Source organism: Trichococcus shcherbakoviae (assembly GCF_963666195.1).
GTDB classification, from domain to species: domain Bacteria; phylum Bacillota; class Bacilli; order Lactobacillales; family Aerococcaceae; genus Trichococcus; species Trichococcus shcherbakoviae.
The window spans coordinates 1,230,940-1,248,298 of the sequence record NZ_OY762653.1; the positions used below are offsets into that span (position 1 = coordinate 1,230,940).

Here is a 17,359-nt window from a genome sequence, read left to right on the forward strand (position 1 = left end):
AACTATTGCAAATAATCGCTCTTGGCTTTTTCCTGCGCATAGATGGAATACCCGCTGTTGAACACGTAGGCGACCGACACGATTGCAAAGAAATACGGCAAGGTGTCATAGCCGAAGACCTCGACGCCAATGAAGACGGGTGCGATGAAGGTGTTCGTCGCGGATGCGAAAACACTTGCGTATCCCAAGGCAGCTACAAATTCCGGTGGCAAGCCGAACACTGGCGCCAGCCAATAGCCCAAACTTGCGCCGATTGAGAACAACGGCGTGACTTCCCCGCCTTGGAATCCCGCCGCCAGAGTCACGATCGTCAGCACCAGCTTCAGCACCCAGTCATAACCGTAGATCGTGCCCTCATCGAAACTGGCGCTGATGAGATTGGTGCCCAAGCCCGAGTAGCGTCCCATATGCAACGCAAACATCGCGATGGTCAGCAGCACGCCCACCACAAAAATTCTTCTGTATGGATCAGCTATCTTTTGCGCCATCCAGACTTTCGTGTTCTTCAGCAGTTTGGCGAACAAGCCGCCGACAGCTCCGAAGACGATGCCCAAGAGGACAACCTTTCCCGCGAAAAGCAAATCAACCGGGACCGCCACATTCAAGTCCACCGAAAATTTTTCCAATCCGAGGAAATGCGAGGTATAGGAAGCCACAAAGGCGCTCAGCGCTGCGGGGAAAAGCGCGCGGTATTCGATCCTGCCGACCATCAGCACCTCCAAGGCGAAAAAGGTAGCCGCCATCGGTGTCTGGAACAAGCCCGCGAAACCGGCAGCCATCCCGGCAACCAACAGGATTTTTTTCGAATCTTGGAAAGGTAGCTTCTTGCCGAAAGTATAGCCGACGGTCGCTCCGATCTGCACGGCTACCCCCTCCCGGCCGGCACTGCCGCCGAATAGGTGGGTCAGCCAAGTGCCGCCGATGACTAGCGGAATCAGTCGTTTCGGTATCTCTTCATCCTGCCTGTTCCCCGCAGAGAAGATTAAACCCATTCCCTTGCTGCTGTTTTTACCGAATTTTTGGTAGATATAGACGATCGCCAAGCCGGCGACTGCGAGGAACGGCAACAATAATGCGATGTGCTGCCCGCGGAACTGCGTAATCAGAATGAGGACTTCGCCAAACAAAGCATCCAAAGCCCCCACGAGTATGCCCATCAGGATTGCCGCAATCCCGTAAAACAATATTTCTTGATAAACCGCTGATTTCTTTTGATCCATTGTTGTTATCCTTCTTCTATCTGATATTTTTCACCGCGCCTCTAGTAAGGCATCTTCCAATGATGATACCACGAAATCGATAGGAATATCTGAAAGTTATTGTCTGAACCGAACGCAACATTTTGATACAGAACCCAATTCCTCCTTGAAACGGAAACAAGCAAAAAAGCCCGGAAGCCGATGACTCATCAAATGTGAGTCAGGGATTCCAAGCTTTTTAATTTGCAGCTCTCCGTTCATAGGGGCTGTTTAGACCTTATTTGCCGCTTGTTTGCGCTTGTTTTTTCTTCAAACGCTCTTGTTTACGCATGTCGATCTCTTTGTAATACGCTTCCCATGATATTTCAATAGTCACGTTCTGCGAATTCGTATAGACGATGTTCTTCATATATTTCTTGCTCCTTCTTTAGCGTAACCATATGCGTACGCTACTATCTTTCAACCTCCTCATATATCCTTTTTTTCTGTATTTAGAGAAATCAAAAAGGCACTCAATCGAGTACCTTTCCGTCTCTACTTATTATCATAAGAAAGAAAAAGGTATTCCTGTACAGGAATCGCGGCTTTTTCACTATCAAATCTAAATCTTGGAAATTCATGTTGTGAGGCCCCATAAGGTGGCGCTACATAATAAATTTAACTTCGCTTATTTTTGGTTCCGTTTGCCTGCAGCATCCGCTGCAGAATAGAGAAAAGCCATGGTTCCATACATATCAGTTGCATATGTTCTTGGACGTTGAAAGGTAACTATAACACGAATATCCGTTCGATGCAAGGAAAATTATTTATTTCTGATAATCTATGGATCTATGTTATTTGAAAAACTAAATTCCAGTTGAGTGTTTCAAAATGCGGAATTAACTCCTGCAAAGCTCAAAACAGTCAGTGCTTGTTCATCCCTTGCTTTTCGACGAAATCATGCATGTACATGCGTTGCGGATGAGAGAGCATCTCTGCCATCTGGCCGGTCCAAGTGTCGCAGCGTTCGCCTTCGGTCCGCGCCCGATAGTACTCTTGGATCTCTTCGTTGTACTGCTTCAGTTGGGCTTTGTAGACTGCATTGTTTTGTTGATACTCATTTTCATGATAAACATGTTCGAAAGGCAGGCGCGGCTTCTGGTCGTTGACGCTGGATGGATAACCAACCGCTATTCCGAAGAGCGGAATCACTTTATCGGGAATCTTCAGGAGTTCGCTGACTTTTTCGAGGTCATTCCGTAATCCCCCTACGTAACAGATCCCGAGCCCCATCGCTTCAGCCGCCAAAGCAGCATTCTGGGCAGCCAGGGATGCATCAACCACGCTTACCATGAATTTCTCGGTGCTCTCAAGCGAGGCTGCAACATCCTTCCCTTCCATCTTTCCGATCACATCGTGGCGATGCAAGTCGGCGCAAAATACGAAGAAATGGCCGTTCTCGGCAACGAAATGCTGGTTACGCGCGATTTTCGCCAATTCACGTTTTTTGTCAGGATCCGTGACTCCGATGATGGAATAGGCCTGCACAAAACTCGAAGTCGAAGCCGCTTGGGCGCTGCGGACAATCGTTTCTATCTGTTCCGGGTTCAAAGGTCGTTCTTCAAAATCCCTTACCGTGCGGTGCGCCAGGATGCGCTCGATCATTTCATTCATCTATTTTTTTCCTCGCCTTCAGAATAACTTATATTGAATCCATAAAATCATTCTAAAGGAATGCAGCAGCCACGTCCAACCGGGTGCTCAAGGTACAAACCGCGAAAAAGCCCCGCTCCTTTGCCATTTAGGCGAGGAACGGGGCCAGAAAATACAGGCATTATATTTTTTTTGCTTCTTTGATTGGACGTTCGTTCTCTTCAATCGCTCCGTCGCTCAATAATTTTTCAGCGACCAAAAACAGGATCGGCAACAGCACATCGTCCGCGTAACCAGCCATCGGCACAAAATCCGGGATAATGTCGATCGGACTGATGATGTAAAGAATGATCCCCAACACCAGCCATTTTTTCTTGCCGTCGACTTTGGAATCGAACAGGGAGAGTATAAGTGACTTGACTTTACTGAACGGTGTCAGACTGATTTTCTTTTTTACTTTCATTATGCATTTTCCTTTGCGAATTGATTTGGACAACCATTCTTAGCACCCAGCTTTGTGAGCTGGCTCTGTCTGGTTATCGTGAACAAAGTATACTGCTTATCTTAAGTAAATAAATCAGTCTCAAGAATGATTTTTCAGCCTGCCGGAATGCCTCAGCTATGCCCGACAATCAAATGCGGAACATAGGGCTCTTCCAAGAACGCGACTTCGGCATCGGTCAGCTTGACCGACACAGCATCCACCGGTTTTTCCAGATGCTCCAGCTTGGTCGCCCCGATGATGGGAGCTACGACCGGTTCCTTCTGCAGGAGCCAAGCCAAGGCGATTTCGACTCGCGAAACGCCCCGGTCAGCGGCTACTTGCGCCAACCGTTCGACGATGATCCGGTCCTTATCGGCAGTGGCATCGTACTTCGAACGCGCCACATTGTCCGTTTCCATCCGCTTGGACGTCTCCGACCAGTCGCGCGTCAATCGGCCTGAAGCCATTGGACTATAAGGGGTCACGGCGATTTTTTCTTCCCGGCAAAGCGGCAGCATTTCCCGCTCCTCTTCGCGGTAAAGCAGGTTCAGATGGTTTTGCATCGACACGAAACGCGTCCAGCCGTTCTTTTCCGCTACGTGCAAAGCTTTTTGGAACTGCCAGGCATACATCGCGGAAGCTCCGATATAACGGGCCTTCCCGGATTTCACCACATCGTGCAGAGCTTCCATCGTTTCCTCGATCGGCGTGTTGTAGTCCCAACGGTGGATGATGTAGAGGTCCACATAATCCATATCCAGGCGTTTCAGGCTGTTGTCGATTTCGCTCAGGATGGACTTTCGGGACAGCCCGGAACCGTTTGGGCCCTCATGCATCTGGCCGTGGACCTTCGTCGCGACGACCACCTCGTCACGCTTCGCAAAGTCTTTGATGGCACGTCCCAGGATTTCTTCGCTTTTCCCCAATGAATAGACGTTCGCTGTATCAAAGAAATTGATGCCCAACTCTAAGGCGCGCTTGATGATTGGTCTGCTTTCTTCCTCCTTCAGCGCCCATTTATGCAGCCACGTATCCGGATCCCCGAAGCTCATGCAGCCCAAACAGATCCGTGATACATCCATCCCTGTGTTGCCGAATTTTACATACTCCATCTTTTTTCCTCCGTTCCTCTTAAACGTACAGTCTTATTGCGCTATAAACCCGGCCTGACGACTTCCTCCAATTGGAATACCTTCTCTTTGTATCCGTAAACGAAGATGCTCCCGTTCGGGAAACCTTTCGCCAACTCCTCCGCCGGGTCTTGCCAAAGCTTCAAAAAGTTGTAGCAGGCCCCACTGTGCGAAACCGCCAAAACGTTCGTATGATCTTCCAGCTCCATCACTTCCGTCAACGTCTTCGCCACCCGTTCCGCTACATCATTCGTATTTTCCCCGCCGAACGGCACAAAGAAAGACACGATTTCCTGCGGCTCCTTCGGTTTGAGCATCTCCCGCTCCCCTTCAAAGAAGCCGTAATTGACCTCTTTCAAGCCTTTCAGACGTGCATAGGGCATGCCGGTGATCAGTTCCAGCGTATCGCTCGCCCTTTCCGATGTGGAACTGTAGGCATGATCGAAGCTGATGCGTTCCGATTCGAAATAATCCCGCACGGCCTGAGCCTGTTTGATGCCCCGTTGCGTCAAAGGCGAGTCGCTCCAGCCCTGAATCTTTCCTTGGATATTGAACAAGGTTTCACCGTGACGGACCAAATATAATCGTTTCATCCGCAAATCTCCCATCATTTAGGATTTTTTCAGACTGAATGGCTGCCCTGGAGCATAAGCATGTATCCTTTCCGGATTAACCACCCGCTCGTACAAGGATTGCGGATCAGCGTTGAACACATTCAGATCCGGCGCATCAACCGTTCCCCAATGGCAAAGAATCAGATGCGCTTCTGGATAGGTGTTCGCCATTTGGATGGCCCCTTCCAATCCGATATGCCACTCGTTGTCGGAAAAGTCAAAGAGGATCGCATCCGGCTGCGGCATTTCCAGGTGCTCCTTCATCAACCGGGAATCTCCCGGTGCCCAGATGATCCCATCCGGTGTCTCGATCCAAAAGCCGCAGTAATCCTCCAACCGGAATACCCGGTAGTTGTATTTGGCTTTTTCATTCTGCCAGGCATGGTCCGCTGGCGTCAGCGTTATTTTGGCCGGACCGACTTCGAAGCTGTCGCCGATGTCATGCCCGTTTGCCGGAAACCCTTCCGCCTGCATCAGTTCGGCCACATAATGCGGCCCGTGGAATGCCTTGGAGACATGCTCCATCGCGTGCAGCGACGGCACACTGTAATGGTCATTGTCGCAGTGCGTAATCAGCACAGCATCCAGATGTGGTACTTCCTCAGGCGCAATCGGCATGTCGATCAGAAGCGGCATATCAAAGTCCTTCAGCATCGGATCCATCATGATGCAGGTGCCGCGGGTGTTCACGAACATCCCGCCGCTGCCCAGCCAGCGGACTTCCGTGTGGTCGATCGGTTGAAAGGCTTCTTCTCCAAAGAATACGGTAGGTGGTGGAACGGCTTGTTTGTGTGTTGCCATTTTATTTCCTCCTTCTGTTCCGGTTCATCCGGACAACTGCAGACTATCTTATAGTGCTTATCTTAACGCTGTTTGAGCGCCAACGCCAATAGTTGTTTCGTATCATGAATCATGCCTGCAAAGCATGTTTCAATTCTTCGATGAACTTCGCGACGACAGGGGGGAAAGTCTGGTATTTTTTCCAAGCAATCACAACGCCCGTTTCCAAAACTGGATCCAGCAGTTTAAAGCAGAGCGGACTGTCCTCGCTTTCCGGAATAAGCTTTTCAAGACAAAGCGCATATCCCAGATCTGCCTCCACCATGATGGCTGCATTGTAGATCAGATTGTAGCTGCCGATGATGTTCATTCGATCGTACGCATCACCGAACCAGTTCGCCAACTCATTGCGGACAATCGACCTGCCCGCTACCAAAATCGGATAAGGCAGGAGGTCATCCGGATTGATTTCCGTTTTTTGCGCCAAGGGACTGTCTTTTCTCATAAGGACGCCCCATCTTTCTTTTTGCGGAATCCGGAGGAAATCGAACTTTTCGACGTCCACCGGTTCCGTCAACAAACAGATATCAAGCAGTCCTTTATTGGCCCGGTCCTTGATTTCGTTGGCATCCGCACTATGAAACTTGTAGGTGACCTGCGGATAATCCAGACTGAATCGCTTGATATGTTCAGCCAACATCCGCATGAATTGCGTTTCGCCAGCGCCGATCGCAATTTCGCCGTTCATGAGCGGCTTCTGCTGCTTCAGCTCTTTCTCGGTCTGATTGGTCAAATCAATAATTTCTTCCGCCCTTCGCTTCAGGAGCAACCCCTCGCTCGTCAAAGCGATTTTCCTTTTTCCGCGTCTGAACAACTGGACGCCCAGTTCTTCCTCCAACTGCATCATTTGCCTGGACAATGTCGGTTGCGTGATGTGCAGTTTTTCGGCTGCGCTGGTGATGTTTTCCTCATAAACAATCGTCAAAAAATAATGCATGACCCTTAATTCCATAATTACTGTGCTCCGTTTGCTGATTATTTCGCCATCGAAGGCGTTTACACTTCCATGATGACACAAGTATCCCCATCCGACAAGCGGGAGCCCAAAACAGAAAAACGCTGCATTTCCGCATCAATAGTGCGGCCTTGCAGCGTTTCCCCTTATAGCGGATATTCCATTTTGTACGACGCGATTCCTTCGGCGAAACGTTTGATGCCGTCCTCCAGGAGTGCCTTCGGGCAGGCATAATTCCAGCGGACAAAACGCGAACCGTTGCCGCCGAAGATATTTCCCTCGGACAGGTACAGTCCGGTATTCGCTCGGATGTAGGCGCACAGTTGTTTCGTATCTTCTGTAATCGCCGCGCAATCGATCCAGGCCAGATAAGTAGCTTCAGCCTCGACCACCTGGATTTCAGGAACAAGTTCCTTCAAAGAAGCGATCAAAAATTGCCTGTTCTGCTCCAAGTATTCCCACAGCTCCTCCAGCCATTCTTCCCCTTCGTCGAAAGCCGCTTCAGCCGCTTGGATCGCGAAAGTATTCGGTTCCGCCACTTCATCCGTGTTGATCCCTCTGTCCACTTGTTTTCTGATTTCAGGATTCGGGATGACGATCGCCGCTGTCTGCAGTCCGGCGATGTTGAAAGCTTTTGTCGGCGCGATGCAAGTGATTGTCCGGTCAGCAATTTCCTCGGAAATGGAGGCAAGAGGGATATACGCGTGGCCGATGTGCGTCAGGTCGCAATGGATTTCGTCGCTCACGACCAGCACATCATGCTTGATGCACAGTTCGGCGATCCGTTCCAACGTCGGCCGATCCCAGACTTTGCCGACCGGATTATGCGGGTTGCAGAAAATGAACAGCGAAGTCGTTTCGCGGGACAGTTTTTCCTCCAGATCCGCATAATCGATGGCATAGCTTTCGTCTTCATAGCGCAATTCGCTTGCCAATACTTTCCGACCGTTGTTCAGGATGGAATTGTAAAAGATGTTGTAGACAGGCGCAAGGACAACGATGTCATCACCTATTCCCGTCATTTTCCTGACGATTGAGGAGATGGCAGGAACGACGCCTGTGCAATAGAGAATCCATTCTTTTTCCATCGCGAACCGGTGCCGCCTCTGCCACCAACGGATGATGCTCTCCCGGAAACTGTCAGGGACGGTATTATAGCCGAAAGCGCCTTGCCGCAGACGCTTTTCGATGGCGTCAACAACAGCAGGCGCCGTTCCGAAGTCCATGTCCGCCACCCACATCGGCAACTCATCCGCTTTGACATCCCACTTATAAGAGTTGGTGTTCCGTCTGTCGATGATCCGATCAAAGTCAAATGGCATATTCCGGTTCCTCCGCAAGCTGGTATTTGGTGTTTTCGGCGGCGATTTCCGGATCATCCAGAATCAGTTCGCCGATTGCTGGAGCGGTTATCGTGCCGCTGATCGGATTCTTGACACTGTCGATGCGGCCGTTCGCTTGAACGTCGACCGTCGAATATTCGAACGCCAGATCCGTGTTGATGAGCAGGCAATTCTCCATCTTCACGTTTTCCATGTAGCACATGCCCTGGTTGCTCTCGATGATGCAGTCGATGAAGGTGATGTTCTTTGAATTCCATCCCAAATATTCACCGATGATCGTCGAATCCCTGACGACCACATTCTCGCAATTCCAGAAAGCATCTTTTGAAAGCAACTTGGCATGCGAAATCTCGATATTTTTGGCACCGTCAAAGGCATAATTCCCCGATAGCGTAAAATGCTCAATACGGATATTTTCGCTGTTCATCGCAAAATAATCGCCCACAGCGTTTACTTGTTTCAAGGTAATATCATTGCAGTTCCATAACGTTTCTTGGGCATTTGGCATTTCCACTCGTTCCAACTTGATATCGGCAGCTCGTCTGAATATCTTGGGCGCTTGGATCATGCTGTTGGTGATGGTGATGCCCTGCGTATACCAAATCCCGGAACGCGCAGTTTCCACTAAAGTGATGTTGTTTGCCTGGATGTTCCGCGCATACCACAATGGATATTTCCAGCGGAAGATTGTGTTGTCGAGTCCGATGTTGCTGCTTTCCTTCAAAGGGGACTCCCCGTCCGCAAAGACAGAATGGCTGATCTGCAGGTCTTTTCCTTTGAATAGAGCCCTTTCCCCGGTGAATAGCTGTTGATTAAGATGTTCCATCATTCATTACCCCTCTCTGATACATACAGAGCGTACACCTTAACCTTGACATTAAGTCAAGGGATAAAAATAAACCCACCAATTGGCGGGTTTATTTCGTACTTTTTTCTTTTTCTGCTTCCGGCTGGGAGCTGAAGTCCTCTTTTTTCCCTTGAAGGCGCTCCTCGTAGAAATCGATTTTATTTTCGATTACTTCAAGATTGTGCATCAATGCTTGGATATCTTTTTCCAACAAGCGGCGCCGCTTCTCCAATAGTTCCATCCGTTCCAGCATCGTCGCATCCCCTTCGGCACGCCAAATGGTGTACTGCTTCAGTTCCGCCATCGACATGCCTGTGCCTTTCAGATGCAGAAGAAAAGTTACCCATTTCAAATCCTAATCGGTTTAGACGCGCAGGTTATTCTCATCGCGATCCGGTTTCAACAGCCCTTCATTTTCATAGTAGCGCAGCGTCGACACAGGTAGACCGATCATTTTCGAAAACTCTCCGATTGAATAGGACATGCAATCCCACATCCATTTATTACGGATACTATAGCACTATTTTTTAGTGAAAGGGAAAATCATTGGGACTCTTTTGGTGTATTCTTCCCATCCATCATATTTCTCCATATTTTTCTCCAGTAATGGCGTTGATATTTTGATTAATACCGTACTCATTAAAATAGGCGAGATGATTAATAACAGATAATAATAAGGGTTGATGGAATCCGTGAAGAACAGCGTAATACCACTTGCATACAATCCGATCCAAATCAGGATTTCACCGAGATAGTTTGGATGACGTGTGATTGACCATAAGCCGGTTTGCAGAAGTGTGCGTGTTTTTTTGTTGATGTGTTGTCTTAATTGCTCATCCCCGACTACTTCAAAGAACAATCCTACCAACGCAATGAAAAGTGCGGCATAAACAAAATAGCGGTGAGCTGAATCAAAACTGAATTCGTTGTATTTGATGACCACATAGCTGGCAGATCCAACGATAAAGTTGATGATACCCTGAACCACAAACACTCTGAAAAAGGCGGTGATGACTACTTTATCGCCCCACTCTTTCCGCCACTGTGCGTACCTGAAATCTTCAGGCTTCCCGTAATTTCTTTTCAATAAGCGCAAAGATAATCTAAGTCCCCACACCGTAATAAATCCAACAATGGCATACGATAAAACGGTGGGATTTTCAGTCACAAGCAGTGTAAGCCAGCTCCCTACAACAAATCCCATCCCCCAACCAATATCGACAATGGAATTGTTTTTAATGATTGTTGCGATAATAAAGATGATCGTAAAATAGGCAAAGGTAAAAAGTAACGGGACAAGCAGTCCGTCCAAACCAGTATTCGTGAATCCTTGTGTCGCTATCGCTAATGTTGCTATAAATAATAGCGTATAAATGACAATTCTTTTCTTATCCATAGGCCACCTCTTTCAAATTTTTATGCATCCTACCATCTAAAAAAACAAAAAAATTCAGCTCGTTCCATCACTAAGCTATAATAATCTCATTATACACTAATATATGACAAGCAATCGAATCGAAGGTCTTAAATGAAGTCCGAATTTCTATTTTATTAATTTGTACGCATTTTTCTCAGAATCTTATTTCCGATAAAATACAGGAGTGCACCTGATGCAGCCGACAAGTAGATAACTAAATTATTCAACGATACACCCCCAAAGAAAAACAGCAACAGAAACGCCGCACTATACAAAACTTGGCTTGCTGACAGTTTGGATCTGTTTACGCTGTTGCCTTTATCATCTTTGGTTTCAGCTTTTGACAAAAACCAAAATAATATAAGCGATAGACCAACTACAGAAACTACAAGTAGCGTTACAGCATTTGAATAAGCTAAGCTCCCGAGGGATAACTTGTTCATAAAAAACCAATCTACTGCAACAAGCCCTGCACTGATCACACTAGCTATCCCTGCTGCTCTCATTTTTTCTCCCGTTTTCAGGCTAAATCCCATAGCTAAAACAAATATCAGCAAATAGATGCTATTTCCGTTATCGAATGATAGGTAGGCAGTAAGTCCCAAGACTGAAAATATATCAAACGTTGTCAGCGCTTTTCCGGTAATTCCATTTAAGATTCTCATCAGCAACAGAATCCAAACAACGACCAAAAGCTGAGTATTTTGATAATAAAATAAATTTACAAGCGAAAAGGCAGCAGCCAAAAATGCCGCATACTCATGGTTTGGATCCAGTTCTCTGACGAGTGCCCACGTTAAAAATACGCTAAAGCCTATATAAACCCCCGATAAAGCATTTCCGGTCAACCACCATCCTATAGCAGCCACTACTACTGATGCTAGTACTATCATTTGATTTGTCTTATAACTAAAATCCATACTTCTTCCCAATGTAAACATATATCCACTCCTCAATATCTACATTATATCCTACTTTTGGATAACCAATCATCTAATACGCTGAGCACTCTGCCAAATTCCATCTGCTCCCATCTGCTTTTTCCAAAGATACAACAGCAGAATATTTTGAGAAAAGAAAAGAATCCTGAGCTCGCGCTTGACTTAAAGTGCACTCTAAGGAGTATGCTGAAACTAACATTCCTAAGGAGATGATTTTATGGCAAAAGTAACGGCAGGAAGAGATTTATTGGGTGATTTTGCACCAAAATTTGCTGAATTGAATGACGATGTTCTGTTCGGGCAAGTCTGGTCACGGGAAAAGGAATTCGCATCGCGCGATCGTTCTATCGTCACCATCACAGCGTTGATTACAGGCGGAAACTTTGAACAGCTTCCGTTTCACTTGAACAAAGCCAAGGGAAATGGCGTGACCAAAGAGGAACTTGTGGAAATCATCACGCAGCTCGCGTTCTATGTCGGTTGGCCGAAAGCATGGTCCGCTTTCAACATCGCCAAAGAAATTTACACAGATTAATTTTCAGGAGGAAAAAAATATGGCAAAAAACGAAGAAGTAAAAAAAGGCGTCATTTTCCCGATTGGAGATGAAAACACAGCTTACGCGCAGTATTTTATCGGCCAAAGTTATTTTAATGCACTGGTGGCTGATCCCGAAGTGGCTGTCGGCGTCGGCAATGTGACCTTTGAACCCGGTTGCCGCAATAACTGGCATATCCATCACGACGGTTACCAAATTCTGTTGGTCACCGGCGGAGAGGGTTGGTATCAAGAAGACGGCAAGCCTGCCCAATCACTAAAGCCAGGGGATGTCATCGTGACCCATGACGGTGTGAAGCACTGGCACGGTGCCGCCAAGGACAGCTGGTTCGAACACATCGCCATCACCGCAGGAATACCGGAATGGTTGGAACCCGTTGCTGATGAGTTTTATGAGGGACTTCACCAATAATTGCAAAAAAGAATGTCCTACCTTGAGTTTCAAGGCCGGACATTCTTTTTTTGATTGTATGGTATTAGTGAAAAAAATAGCCGTGACCGTTAGTCTGAGAAACGCGCTCTTGTCGGGCCTCCAACTCCGGCGAGGCAGCTGCCTGCCGGAGGACACGCTTCAGATCCGACTGCAACGCCTGCGAAGTTCGCCTCCCCGGAGATCAAAACTAATAATGTTGGCCGAACTCCGACGAAGCCTCCGTTCATCGGAGGAGAAAGATCAGGTGACCTGAACTCACGTCAGATTACCATTCACCGTCGCATCAATCTTCCACTATATAGACCGCCGCTTCATTACCGGTGTGGTTCGCGGCAACGATAATGTCACGATCTGCTTCGTTCACCACCATGATATTGGAAGGCCCGCAGTCTTTGTCGACGATTTCGGTTGTGACTTCACCGTCCACATATTGAATATAGAACAGGTCGCAGTTTTCGCGACGGATGCCGCCTCATTCTTAAGTCATTATCTCCATCAGGTAAACGATGCATTCATCTGCTCCAGGACTTGTTCGCTGACAAAATTGGAAACAATCGGCAGGTCCTTGAAGTTTTCCATCGGCTTATCCAGATACTGCAAGGCCACATCATTGTTGCGCATCATAGGCAATTGTTCGAAGATTACTTTTCGGGCTGGTGTATATTCCAATAGTTCCCGGTAGGACATCTCGGTTGTGACTTCAGGGCAATAGTTCCGTGTCGGCATGTACGTGACGCGGTATTCACCTGCTTTGACTGTGACTTTTGCGCTATCCTCTAAAGCGACCGCAGACTGCAGCCACTCTGTTTTCTGTGCTTCTTCAAGCGTCAGATCCGGCAGGGTGATGGTTGCGATCGTCCCGAAAGGCACGCGGAAAGCGAAATCCAATTGTCCGTCCGCTAAAATTTCCCACGCGCTTTCGATGCGTCCGGACACCGATTGATAGTACCCTTCCGCTTTGCCCAACTGCGCACTCGGTTGCGGTGCCAAGAAGAAGTGTTTGTATCCTGGCTGGTTGCTGTCCGCCTGGATGCCCAGCACGCAACGGTACAGCCACTCCACGATCGAGCCATAAGCATAGTGGTTCAAGGAGTTCATGTCCGTCCCGGAGATTTTCCCGTCCGGCAAAATTGAATTCCAGCGTTCCCAAATGGTGGTCGCACCCATTTTCACCGCAAACAACCAGCTCGGATAGTCCTCATTCAGCAATAAACCATACGCCAGTTCGTTCATGCCGTTCTTACTCAAAGCTTCCGCAAAATACGGTGTCCCGACGAACCCGGTCTGAAGGTGGACGCCGCTGGAAATGACTTTGTCATAGAAGTCTTTCGTCATCCGCTCTTTGAATGGTTCTGGGCAAAGATCGAAATAGTGGAAGAGGATGTAGGCTGTCTGGGTCGTTACCGCCAAGCGTCCCGTAGTAGTCAGGTATTCATTTTGGATGGCTTGTTTCACTTCCAAGGCCAATTGGGTGTACGCCAACGCATCATGCGTATTGCCCAAAACCTCCGCGGCTCGTGCCAGCAAGGAAGCCGAATGATAGTAGTACACGGATGCAACCAGAGCAGTGTCGGTGCCGCCCATCGGTGAGTGCGGATTATCCCCGTCCAACGCCAACCAATCGCCGAACTGGAACCCGCTTGTCCAGAGGCGTTTGTCTCCGGATTTCGTATCTTCGCGAACGATATAGTCCACCCAATCTTTCATGGTCGGATAGTGTTCCTTCAGCAACGAACGATCGCCGTATTGTTCGTAAAGCACCCAGGGAATGACTGTCGCCGCATCCGACCAGGCGGCTGCGCCGGATCCGGTAACGAATCCGGCATCTCCTTCCGGCTTGATCTGTGGAACAACAAATGGAACGGATCCATTGAGCGCTTTTTGCTCCAAACGGAGATCGTGCATGAATTTTTTGTAGAAAGCCGGAGTGTACATATTATAGCTCGCTGTGCGGGCAAAAATCTGCGCATCACCAGTCCAGCCCATGCGCTCATCCCTTTGAGGACAATCCGTCGGCACATCCAGGAAATTACCTTTTTGCCCCCAAAGCGCATTCTTCAGCAATTGGTTCACATCCGGATTGGCTGTGATCATGCCGCTCGTCTCTTCCAGTTCGCTCTGGAGCACGTATCCTTTGAAGCCTAGATCCTGTTCCAGGAGATCGACACCGGTTATTTTGGCGTAGCGGAAGCCGTAAAATGTAAAGTACGGACGCACTTCGGCCGCTTTACCATTGCTGATGTAGGTGAATTTCGCTTCCGCCGTGCGTAGATTATCGCGGTAGAAGTTGTCTTCCTGCAGCACTTCGCCGACTTCATAGGTGATGACGGTTCCATCCGGCACATCCGCGGAGAACGTGATCCATCCGGTCATGTTCTGTTTGAAGTCCAATACTTGCTCTCCTGCAGGGGTAATAATCAGTTCTGGCACGAAGGCATCCACGATTTTAACCGGAACACTCAACCGTGCCTGAAGTTCTTCGGTATCCGTATCGCTCAGTTGCATCCGTTCCCAGCAAACAGCTGATTCTGATTCGCTGTATTTGTTCCAACCGTCGATTTCCAGGTTCGCGTCATACACTTCCCCGTCGTATATGCTACTGGAGACGAGCGGCCCCTCAGCGACTTCCCACGTATCATCGCTGGCGATGATTTCTTCCGTTCCGTCCTCATAAGTAACGATGCATTCCGCGATCAGGCGGAACTGATCCCCGTACAGATCTTCATATCCACCGTCGAATCCGAAGCGGCCTTTGAACCAGCCGTCCCCCAGCATGAAGCCGATCGCATTTCCACCTGCTTGAAGGGCTTCTGTGACATCGTACGTCTGGTATTGCTGCCAAAAATCATAAGAATGGAAGCCGGGAGCCAAATATTCGTCACCGATTTTTTCTCCGTTCAGATACAGTTCATAAATACCCAGTCCTGTCGCATAAACGCGTGCCTTACGGATAGGTTTTGCAGGCAGGCGGAACAGTTTGCGCGCAAGCGGCATCCTTTGCAATTGTCGGGCAGGTTCGATCCATTTTCCGGTCCACAGTTCCTCTTCCTTCGCCGTCTCGAAGTAGTGGATTTCGGAAGAAGACTCGTCTCCACTAACATTCTTCGCAATCACTTTCCAGAAGTAGCGCGTGCGCGGCTGCAGCTTGATTTCCGGCTGATAGCACAGCGAATCCAAATCGGCTTGCATCCTGCTGTCATGGATGACCTCTTCAAAGTTCTCATCCAGTGCGATGAGGACACGGATTCCCTGCAATTCCTCCTCAAACGGCGCCTCGATTATCCACGATAAAGCCACCGTGTCCATCAAAAAGCCGATAGGATTCATTAGGTAATTGGTTTTCAGATTATATATATTCATTGTGTGTGCTCCTGTCTTAAAAAATGAGAGTGGGACAAAAGGCATTTAGGCCCGGACCACTGGAGCGAATAAGCGCAAGATTGTCGCAGACCATCTGAGCATTTTTCGTGAAGTGGAACCAGGGCCTGCCTTTTGCCGCACGTTTGCGCAAATAATATTCGGATATATAATTTCAGGCTGGGTTTTTGTCCCAGCCTGTAACATTATCCGTTCACTCGTTTCGCTTTCAAGTCTTCCGCAATTTCAGGAAGTTTTTTGTCCAAGTCATAGAACAGAATCAACAAAATGCAGATTGCTGTGAAAGCGAGTGGCAGATAGGCGAAGATTGCCTTGATCGCGAATAAAGCTTCTGTTGATTGCCTTGCCCCTTGCGACACATAGCCGCCAAGTCCTAAAACGACACCCAGAATCAGCCCGCCCACTCCGGAGCCGACTTTTTCGGCAAAAGTTCCTGCCGAGAAAATCAAACCTTCGCTGCGGATGCCCGTTTTCCATTCACCGTAATCTGCAACGTCACCCAACATAGCGAAGCCTGCGACAGCTCCCGGCGCGATACCGAGTCCGCGGATGATCAAACCGACCATAATCATCGTAAAGTTTTCCGGGAACACCGCGATGATCAGCAGACCTATCATCATTACGATGCCTCCGATCAAGGTGATCGTTTTTTTGCTGAATTTGCTCAACAGAACAGGCATAAACACTGCACCTACCGCAATCGGCATAAAAGAAAGAATACCGATTACTGCCACTTTTGCAGGATCTCCCAAAATCCATTGGGCATAAAAAATGTTGATGCCACCCAAACCAGAGCTGATTAAACTGATTAGCATATATAGAATCATGATGACCCAGTATTTATTCTGCAACAGCGCCTTAAGATTCTTTTTCAAAGGAACCTTTTCGACAGCAACAGCAGACTCGATGACGCGTTCCTTAGAATTTTTGAACAGAATCAGCAACAGCACTGTCGAGATACCCCCGAATAGAGCGGCCATCCATGTCCAAGCCTGTTTATCGCCACCGAAGAAGTTTACGATCGGCAAAACCGCTGCAGTCACTCCCATCGCCCCCACGAATCCAGCTAAGGTGCGTGATGTCGATAGGTTGCCGCGATCGACTGGGTTCGATGTCGTAGTACCGATCATTGCGTTATAGGGAACCATCGTCGCTGTGTATACACCAGCCAAAGCAATCACATAAGTCACGAAAGCATAGACGGCTTTGCCAGTCGATCCCAGGAAATCCGGAGAAGTGAATAAGAGTATCATTGCCAATGCATAAGGGATCGCCATCCATAAAATCCAAGGTCTGGCCTTTCCGTGTTTCGAACGGGTCTTGTCGACGATCGCACCCATTGCCAAGTCGGAAGCGCCATCAAAAAGTCGTGCCCACAAGAGGATGTTGCCGACGATGACTGCGCTCAACCCGACCACATCGGTATAGTAATAAGTGATGAAGGAACTGGCCGTTGTCAGCATCAGGTTGGCCGCCAGATTCCCGAAGCCGAACGTCAACTTCTCGCTAATCGGCAGCTTGTTTTCGTCTGTTTGATCCAAAATTCTTGTTTCAGTTGCCATAATTATTCTCTCCTTTGTTCTGTTTTGT

General features: G+C 48.3%; 19 protein-coding genes. 2 read left to right on the plus strand and 17 right to left on the minus strand.

Features of this window, described 5'->3' with window-relative positions; genetic code table 11:
- Positions 1-2: 2 nt before the first annotated feature.
- The 14 genes from ACKPBX_RS05675 to ACKPBX_RS05740 form a co-directional block, all read right to left on the minus strand.
- A complete protein-coding gene (locus ACKPBX_RS05675; protein WP_319996252.1) occupies positions 3-1,220 on the minus strand; it encodes a chloride channel protein in 1,218 nt (405 codons plus the stop codon).
- A gap of 256 nt (positions 1,221-1,476) precedes the next feature.
- Positions 1,477-1,608: a hypothetical protein gene (locus tag ACKPBX_RS05680; protein WP_255356057.1), complete on the minus strand. Its 132-nt coding sequence runs from the start codon at positions 1,606-1,608 to the stop codon at positions 1,477-1,479.
- A gap of 494 nt (positions 1,609-2,102) precedes the next feature.
- Complete coding sequence (nfsA, locus tag ACKPBX_RS05685; RefSeq protein ID WP_319996253.1) at positions 2,103-2,852, minus strand: oxygen-insensitive NADPH nitroreductase; 750 nt, start codon at positions 2,850-2,852, stop codon at positions 2,103-2,105.
- 160 nt (positions 2,853-3,012) lie between these two features.
- The gene (locus ACKPBX_RS05690) at positions 3,013-3,294 is read right to left on the minus strand and encodes a DUF1232 domain-containing protein (protein WP_086942008.1); all 282 of its coding nucleotides are present in this window, start codon (positions 3,292-3,294) and stop codon (positions 3,013-3,015) included.
- A 152-nt stretch (positions 3,295-3,446) separates the two neighbouring features.
- Positions 3,447-4,427 (minus strand): aldo/keto reductase, encoded by a 981-nt coding sequence (locus ACKPBX_RS05695; protein ID WP_319996254.1) that lies wholly within the window; start codon positions 4,425-4,427, stop codon positions 3,447-3,449.
- Positions 4,428-4,468: 41 nt separating this feature from the next.
- Positions 4,469-5,038, minus strand: a complete 570-nt coding sequence (locus tag ACKPBX_RS05700) for a histidine phosphatase family protein (RefSeq protein ID WP_319996255.1) — start codon at positions 5,036-5,038, stop codon at positions 4,469-4,471.
- 18 nt (positions 5,039-5,056) lie between these two features.
- On the minus strand, positions 5,057-5,860 hold the full coding sequence (locus tag ACKPBX_RS05705) for an MBL fold metallo-hydrolase (RefSeq protein ID WP_119092231.1): 804 nt from the start codon (positions 5,858-5,860) through the stop codon (positions 5,057-5,059).
- A 109-nt stretch (positions 5,861-5,969) separates the two neighbouring features.
- On the minus strand, positions 5,970-6,851 hold the full coding sequence (locus ACKPBX_RS05710; RefSeq protein WP_319996256.1) for a LysR family transcriptional regulator: 882 nt from the start codon (positions 6,849-6,851) through the stop codon (positions 5,970-5,972).
- A gap of 149 nt (positions 6,852-7,000) precedes the next feature.
- Positions 7,001-8,176 carry a MalY/PatB family protein gene (locus ACKPBX_RS05715; protein WP_319996257.1) on the minus strand — a complete coding sequence of 392 codons (1,176 nt, stop codon included), beginning with the start codon at positions 8,174-8,176 and terminating at the stop codon, positions 7,001-7,003.
- Positions 8,166-9,023 carry a DUF3737 family protein gene (locus tag ACKPBX_RS05720; RefSeq protein ID WP_319996412.1) on the minus strand — a complete coding sequence of 286 codons (858 nt, stop codon included), beginning with the start codon at positions 9,021-9,023 and terminating at the stop codon, positions 8,166-8,168. The genes ACKPBX_RS05715 and ACKPBX_RS05720 overlap by 11 nt, the downstream gene beginning before the upstream one ends.
- A 91-nt stretch (positions 9,024-9,114) precedes the next feature.
- A complete protein-coding gene (locus tag ACKPBX_RS05725; RefSeq protein ID WP_319996258.1) occupies positions 9,115-9,354 on the minus strand; it encodes a MerR family transcriptional regulator in 240 nt (79 codons plus the stop codon).
- A 54-nt stretch (positions 9,355-9,408) separates the two neighbouring features.
- Entirely contained in the window at positions 9,409-9,528 is a 120-nt protein-coding gene (locus tag ACKPBX_RS05730) for a MerR family DNA-binding transcriptional regulator (RefSeq protein ID WP_319996259.1), read from the minus strand.
- 36 nt (positions 9,529-9,564) lie between these two features.
- On the minus strand, positions 9,565-10,440 hold the full coding sequence (locus ACKPBX_RS05735; protein WP_319996260.1) for a DUF1295 domain-containing protein: 876 nt from the start codon (positions 10,438-10,440) through the stop codon (positions 9,565-9,567).
- Between the two features lie 155 nt (positions 10,441-10,595).
- Positions 10,596-11,402 carry a hypothetical protein gene (locus ACKPBX_RS05740; protein ID WP_319996261.1) on the minus strand — a complete coding sequence of 269 codons (807 nt, stop codon included), beginning with the start codon at positions 11,400-11,402 and terminating at the stop codon, positions 10,596-10,598.
- Positions 11,403-11,619: 217 nt separating this feature from the next.
- Between ACKPBX_RS05740 and ACKPBX_RS05745 the strand changes: the two genes are divergently transcribed.
- Both ACKPBX_RS05745 and ACKPBX_RS05750 read left to right on the plus strand, forming a co-directional pair.
- Positions 11,620-11,937 carry a carboxymuconolactone decarboxylase family protein gene (locus ACKPBX_RS05745; protein ID WP_319996262.1) on the plus strand — a complete coding sequence of 106 codons (318 nt, stop codon included), beginning with the start codon at positions 11,620-11,622 and terminating at the stop codon, positions 11,935-11,937.
- A 19-nt stretch (positions 11,938-11,956) separates the two neighbouring features.
- Complete coding sequence (locus ACKPBX_RS05750) at positions 11,957-12,370, plus strand: cupin domain-containing protein (protein WP_319996263.1); 414 nt, start codon at positions 11,957-11,959, stop codon at positions 12,368-12,370.
- Positions 12,371-12,674: 304 nt separating this feature from the next.
- Here ACKPBX_RS05750 and ACKPBX_RS05755 read toward each other — a convergent pair whose 3' ends face one another.
- From ACKPBX_RS05755 to ACKPBX_RS05765, 3 genes are all read right to left on the minus strand, one after another.
- Positions 12,675-12,818 carry a hypothetical protein gene (locus tag ACKPBX_RS05755; RefSeq protein ID WP_319996264.1) on the minus strand — a complete coding sequence of 48 codons (144 nt, stop codon included), beginning with the start codon at positions 12,816-12,818 and terminating at the stop codon, positions 12,675-12,677.
- A 68-nt stretch (positions 12,819-12,886) separates the two neighbouring features.
- Positions 12,887-15,751, minus strand: coding sequence for an alpha-L-rhamnosidase (locus tag ACKPBX_RS05760; RefSeq protein WP_319996265.1), 2,865 nt, complete (start codon positions 15,749-15,751; stop codon positions 12,887-12,889).
- 203 nt (positions 15,752-15,954) lie between these two features.
- On the minus strand, positions 15,955-17,331 hold the full coding sequence (locus ACKPBX_RS05765; protein ID WP_319996266.1) for an MFS transporter: 1,377 nt from the start codon (positions 17,329-17,331) through the stop codon (positions 15,955-15,957).
- Positions 17,332-17,359 lie beyond the last annotated feature (28 nt).

What these genes read in the sequence shown, in the direction of transcription:
- ACKPBX_RS05695 (WP_319996254.1), bottom strand. Translation starts at nt 4,427, where the DNA reads ATGGAGTATGTAAAATTCGGCAACACAGGGATGGATGTATCACGGATC.
- ACKPBX_RS05715 (WP_319996257.1), bottom strand. Translation starts at nt 8,176, where the DNA reads ATGCCATTTGACTTTGATCGGATCATCGACAGACGGAACACCAACTCT.
- ACKPBX_RS05675 (WP_319996252.1), bottom strand. Translation starts at nt 1,220, where the DNA reads ATGGATCAAAAGAAATCAGCGGTTTATCAAGAAATATTGTTTTACGGG.
- ACKPBX_RS05680 (WP_255356057.1), bottom strand. Translation starts at nt 1,608, where the DNA reads ATGAAGAACATCGTCTATACGAATTCGCAGAACGTGACTATTGAAATA.
- ACKPBX_RS05760 (WP_319996265.1), bottom strand. Translation starts at nt 15,751, where the DNA reads ATGAATATATATAATCTGAAAACCAATTACCTAATGAATCCTATCGGC.
- ACKPBX_RS05745 (WP_319996262.1), top strand. Translation starts at nt 11,620, where the DNA reads ATGGCAAAAGTAACGGCAGGAAGAGATTTATTGGGTGATTTTGCACCA.
- ACKPBX_RS05765 (WP_319996266.1), bottom strand. Translation starts at nt 17,331, where the DNA reads ATGGCAACTGAAACAAGAATTTTGGATCAAACAGACGAAAACAAGCTG.
- ACKPBX_RS05740 (WP_319996261.1), bottom strand. Translation starts at nt 11,402, where the DNA reads ATGTTTACATTGGGAAGAAGTATGGATTTTAGTTATAAGACAAATCAA.
- ACKPBX_RS05700 (WP_319996255.1), bottom strand. Translation starts at nt 5,038, where the DNA reads ATGAAACGATTATATTTGGTCCGTCACGGTGAAACCTTGTTCAATATC.
- ACKPBX_RS05720 (WP_319996412.1), bottom strand. Translation starts at nt 9,023, where the DNA reads ATGGAACATCTTAATCAACAGCTATTCACCGGGGAAAGGGCTCTATTC.
- nfsA (WP_319996253.1), bottom strand. Translation starts at nt 2,852, where the DNA reads ATGAATGAAATGATCGAGCGCATCCTGGCGCACCGCACGGTAAGGGAT.
- ACKPBX_RS05710 (WP_319996256.1), bottom strand. Translation starts at nt 6,851, where the DNA reads ATGGAATTAAGGGTCATGCATTATTTTTTGACGATTGTTTATGAGGAA.
- ACKPBX_RS05735 (WP_319996260.1), bottom strand. Translation starts at nt 10,440, where the DNA reads ATGGATAAGAAAAGAATTGTCATTTATACGCTATTATTTATAGCAACA.
- ACKPBX_RS05690 (WP_086942008.1), bottom strand. Translation starts at nt 3,294, where the DNA reads ATGAAAGTAAAAAAGAAAATCAGTCTGACACCGTTCAGTAAAGTCAAG.
- ACKPBX_RS05750 (WP_319996263.1), top strand. Translation starts at nt 11,957, where the DNA reads ATGGCAAAAAACGAAGAAGTAAAAAAAGGCGTCATTTTCCCGATTGGA.
- ACKPBX_RS05705 (WP_119092231.1), bottom strand. Translation starts at nt 5,860, where the DNA reads ATGGCAACACACAAACAAGCCGTTCCACCACCTACCGTATTCTTTGGA.
- ACKPBX_RS05725 (WP_319996258.1), bottom strand. Translation starts at nt 9,354, where the DNA reads ATGTCGATGGCGGAACTGAAGCAGTACACCATTTGGCGTGCCGAAGGG.
- ACKPBX_RS05730 (WP_319996259.1), bottom strand. Translation starts at nt 9,528, where the DNA reads ATGTCCTATTCAATCGGAGAGTTTTCGAAAATGATCGGTCTACCTGTG.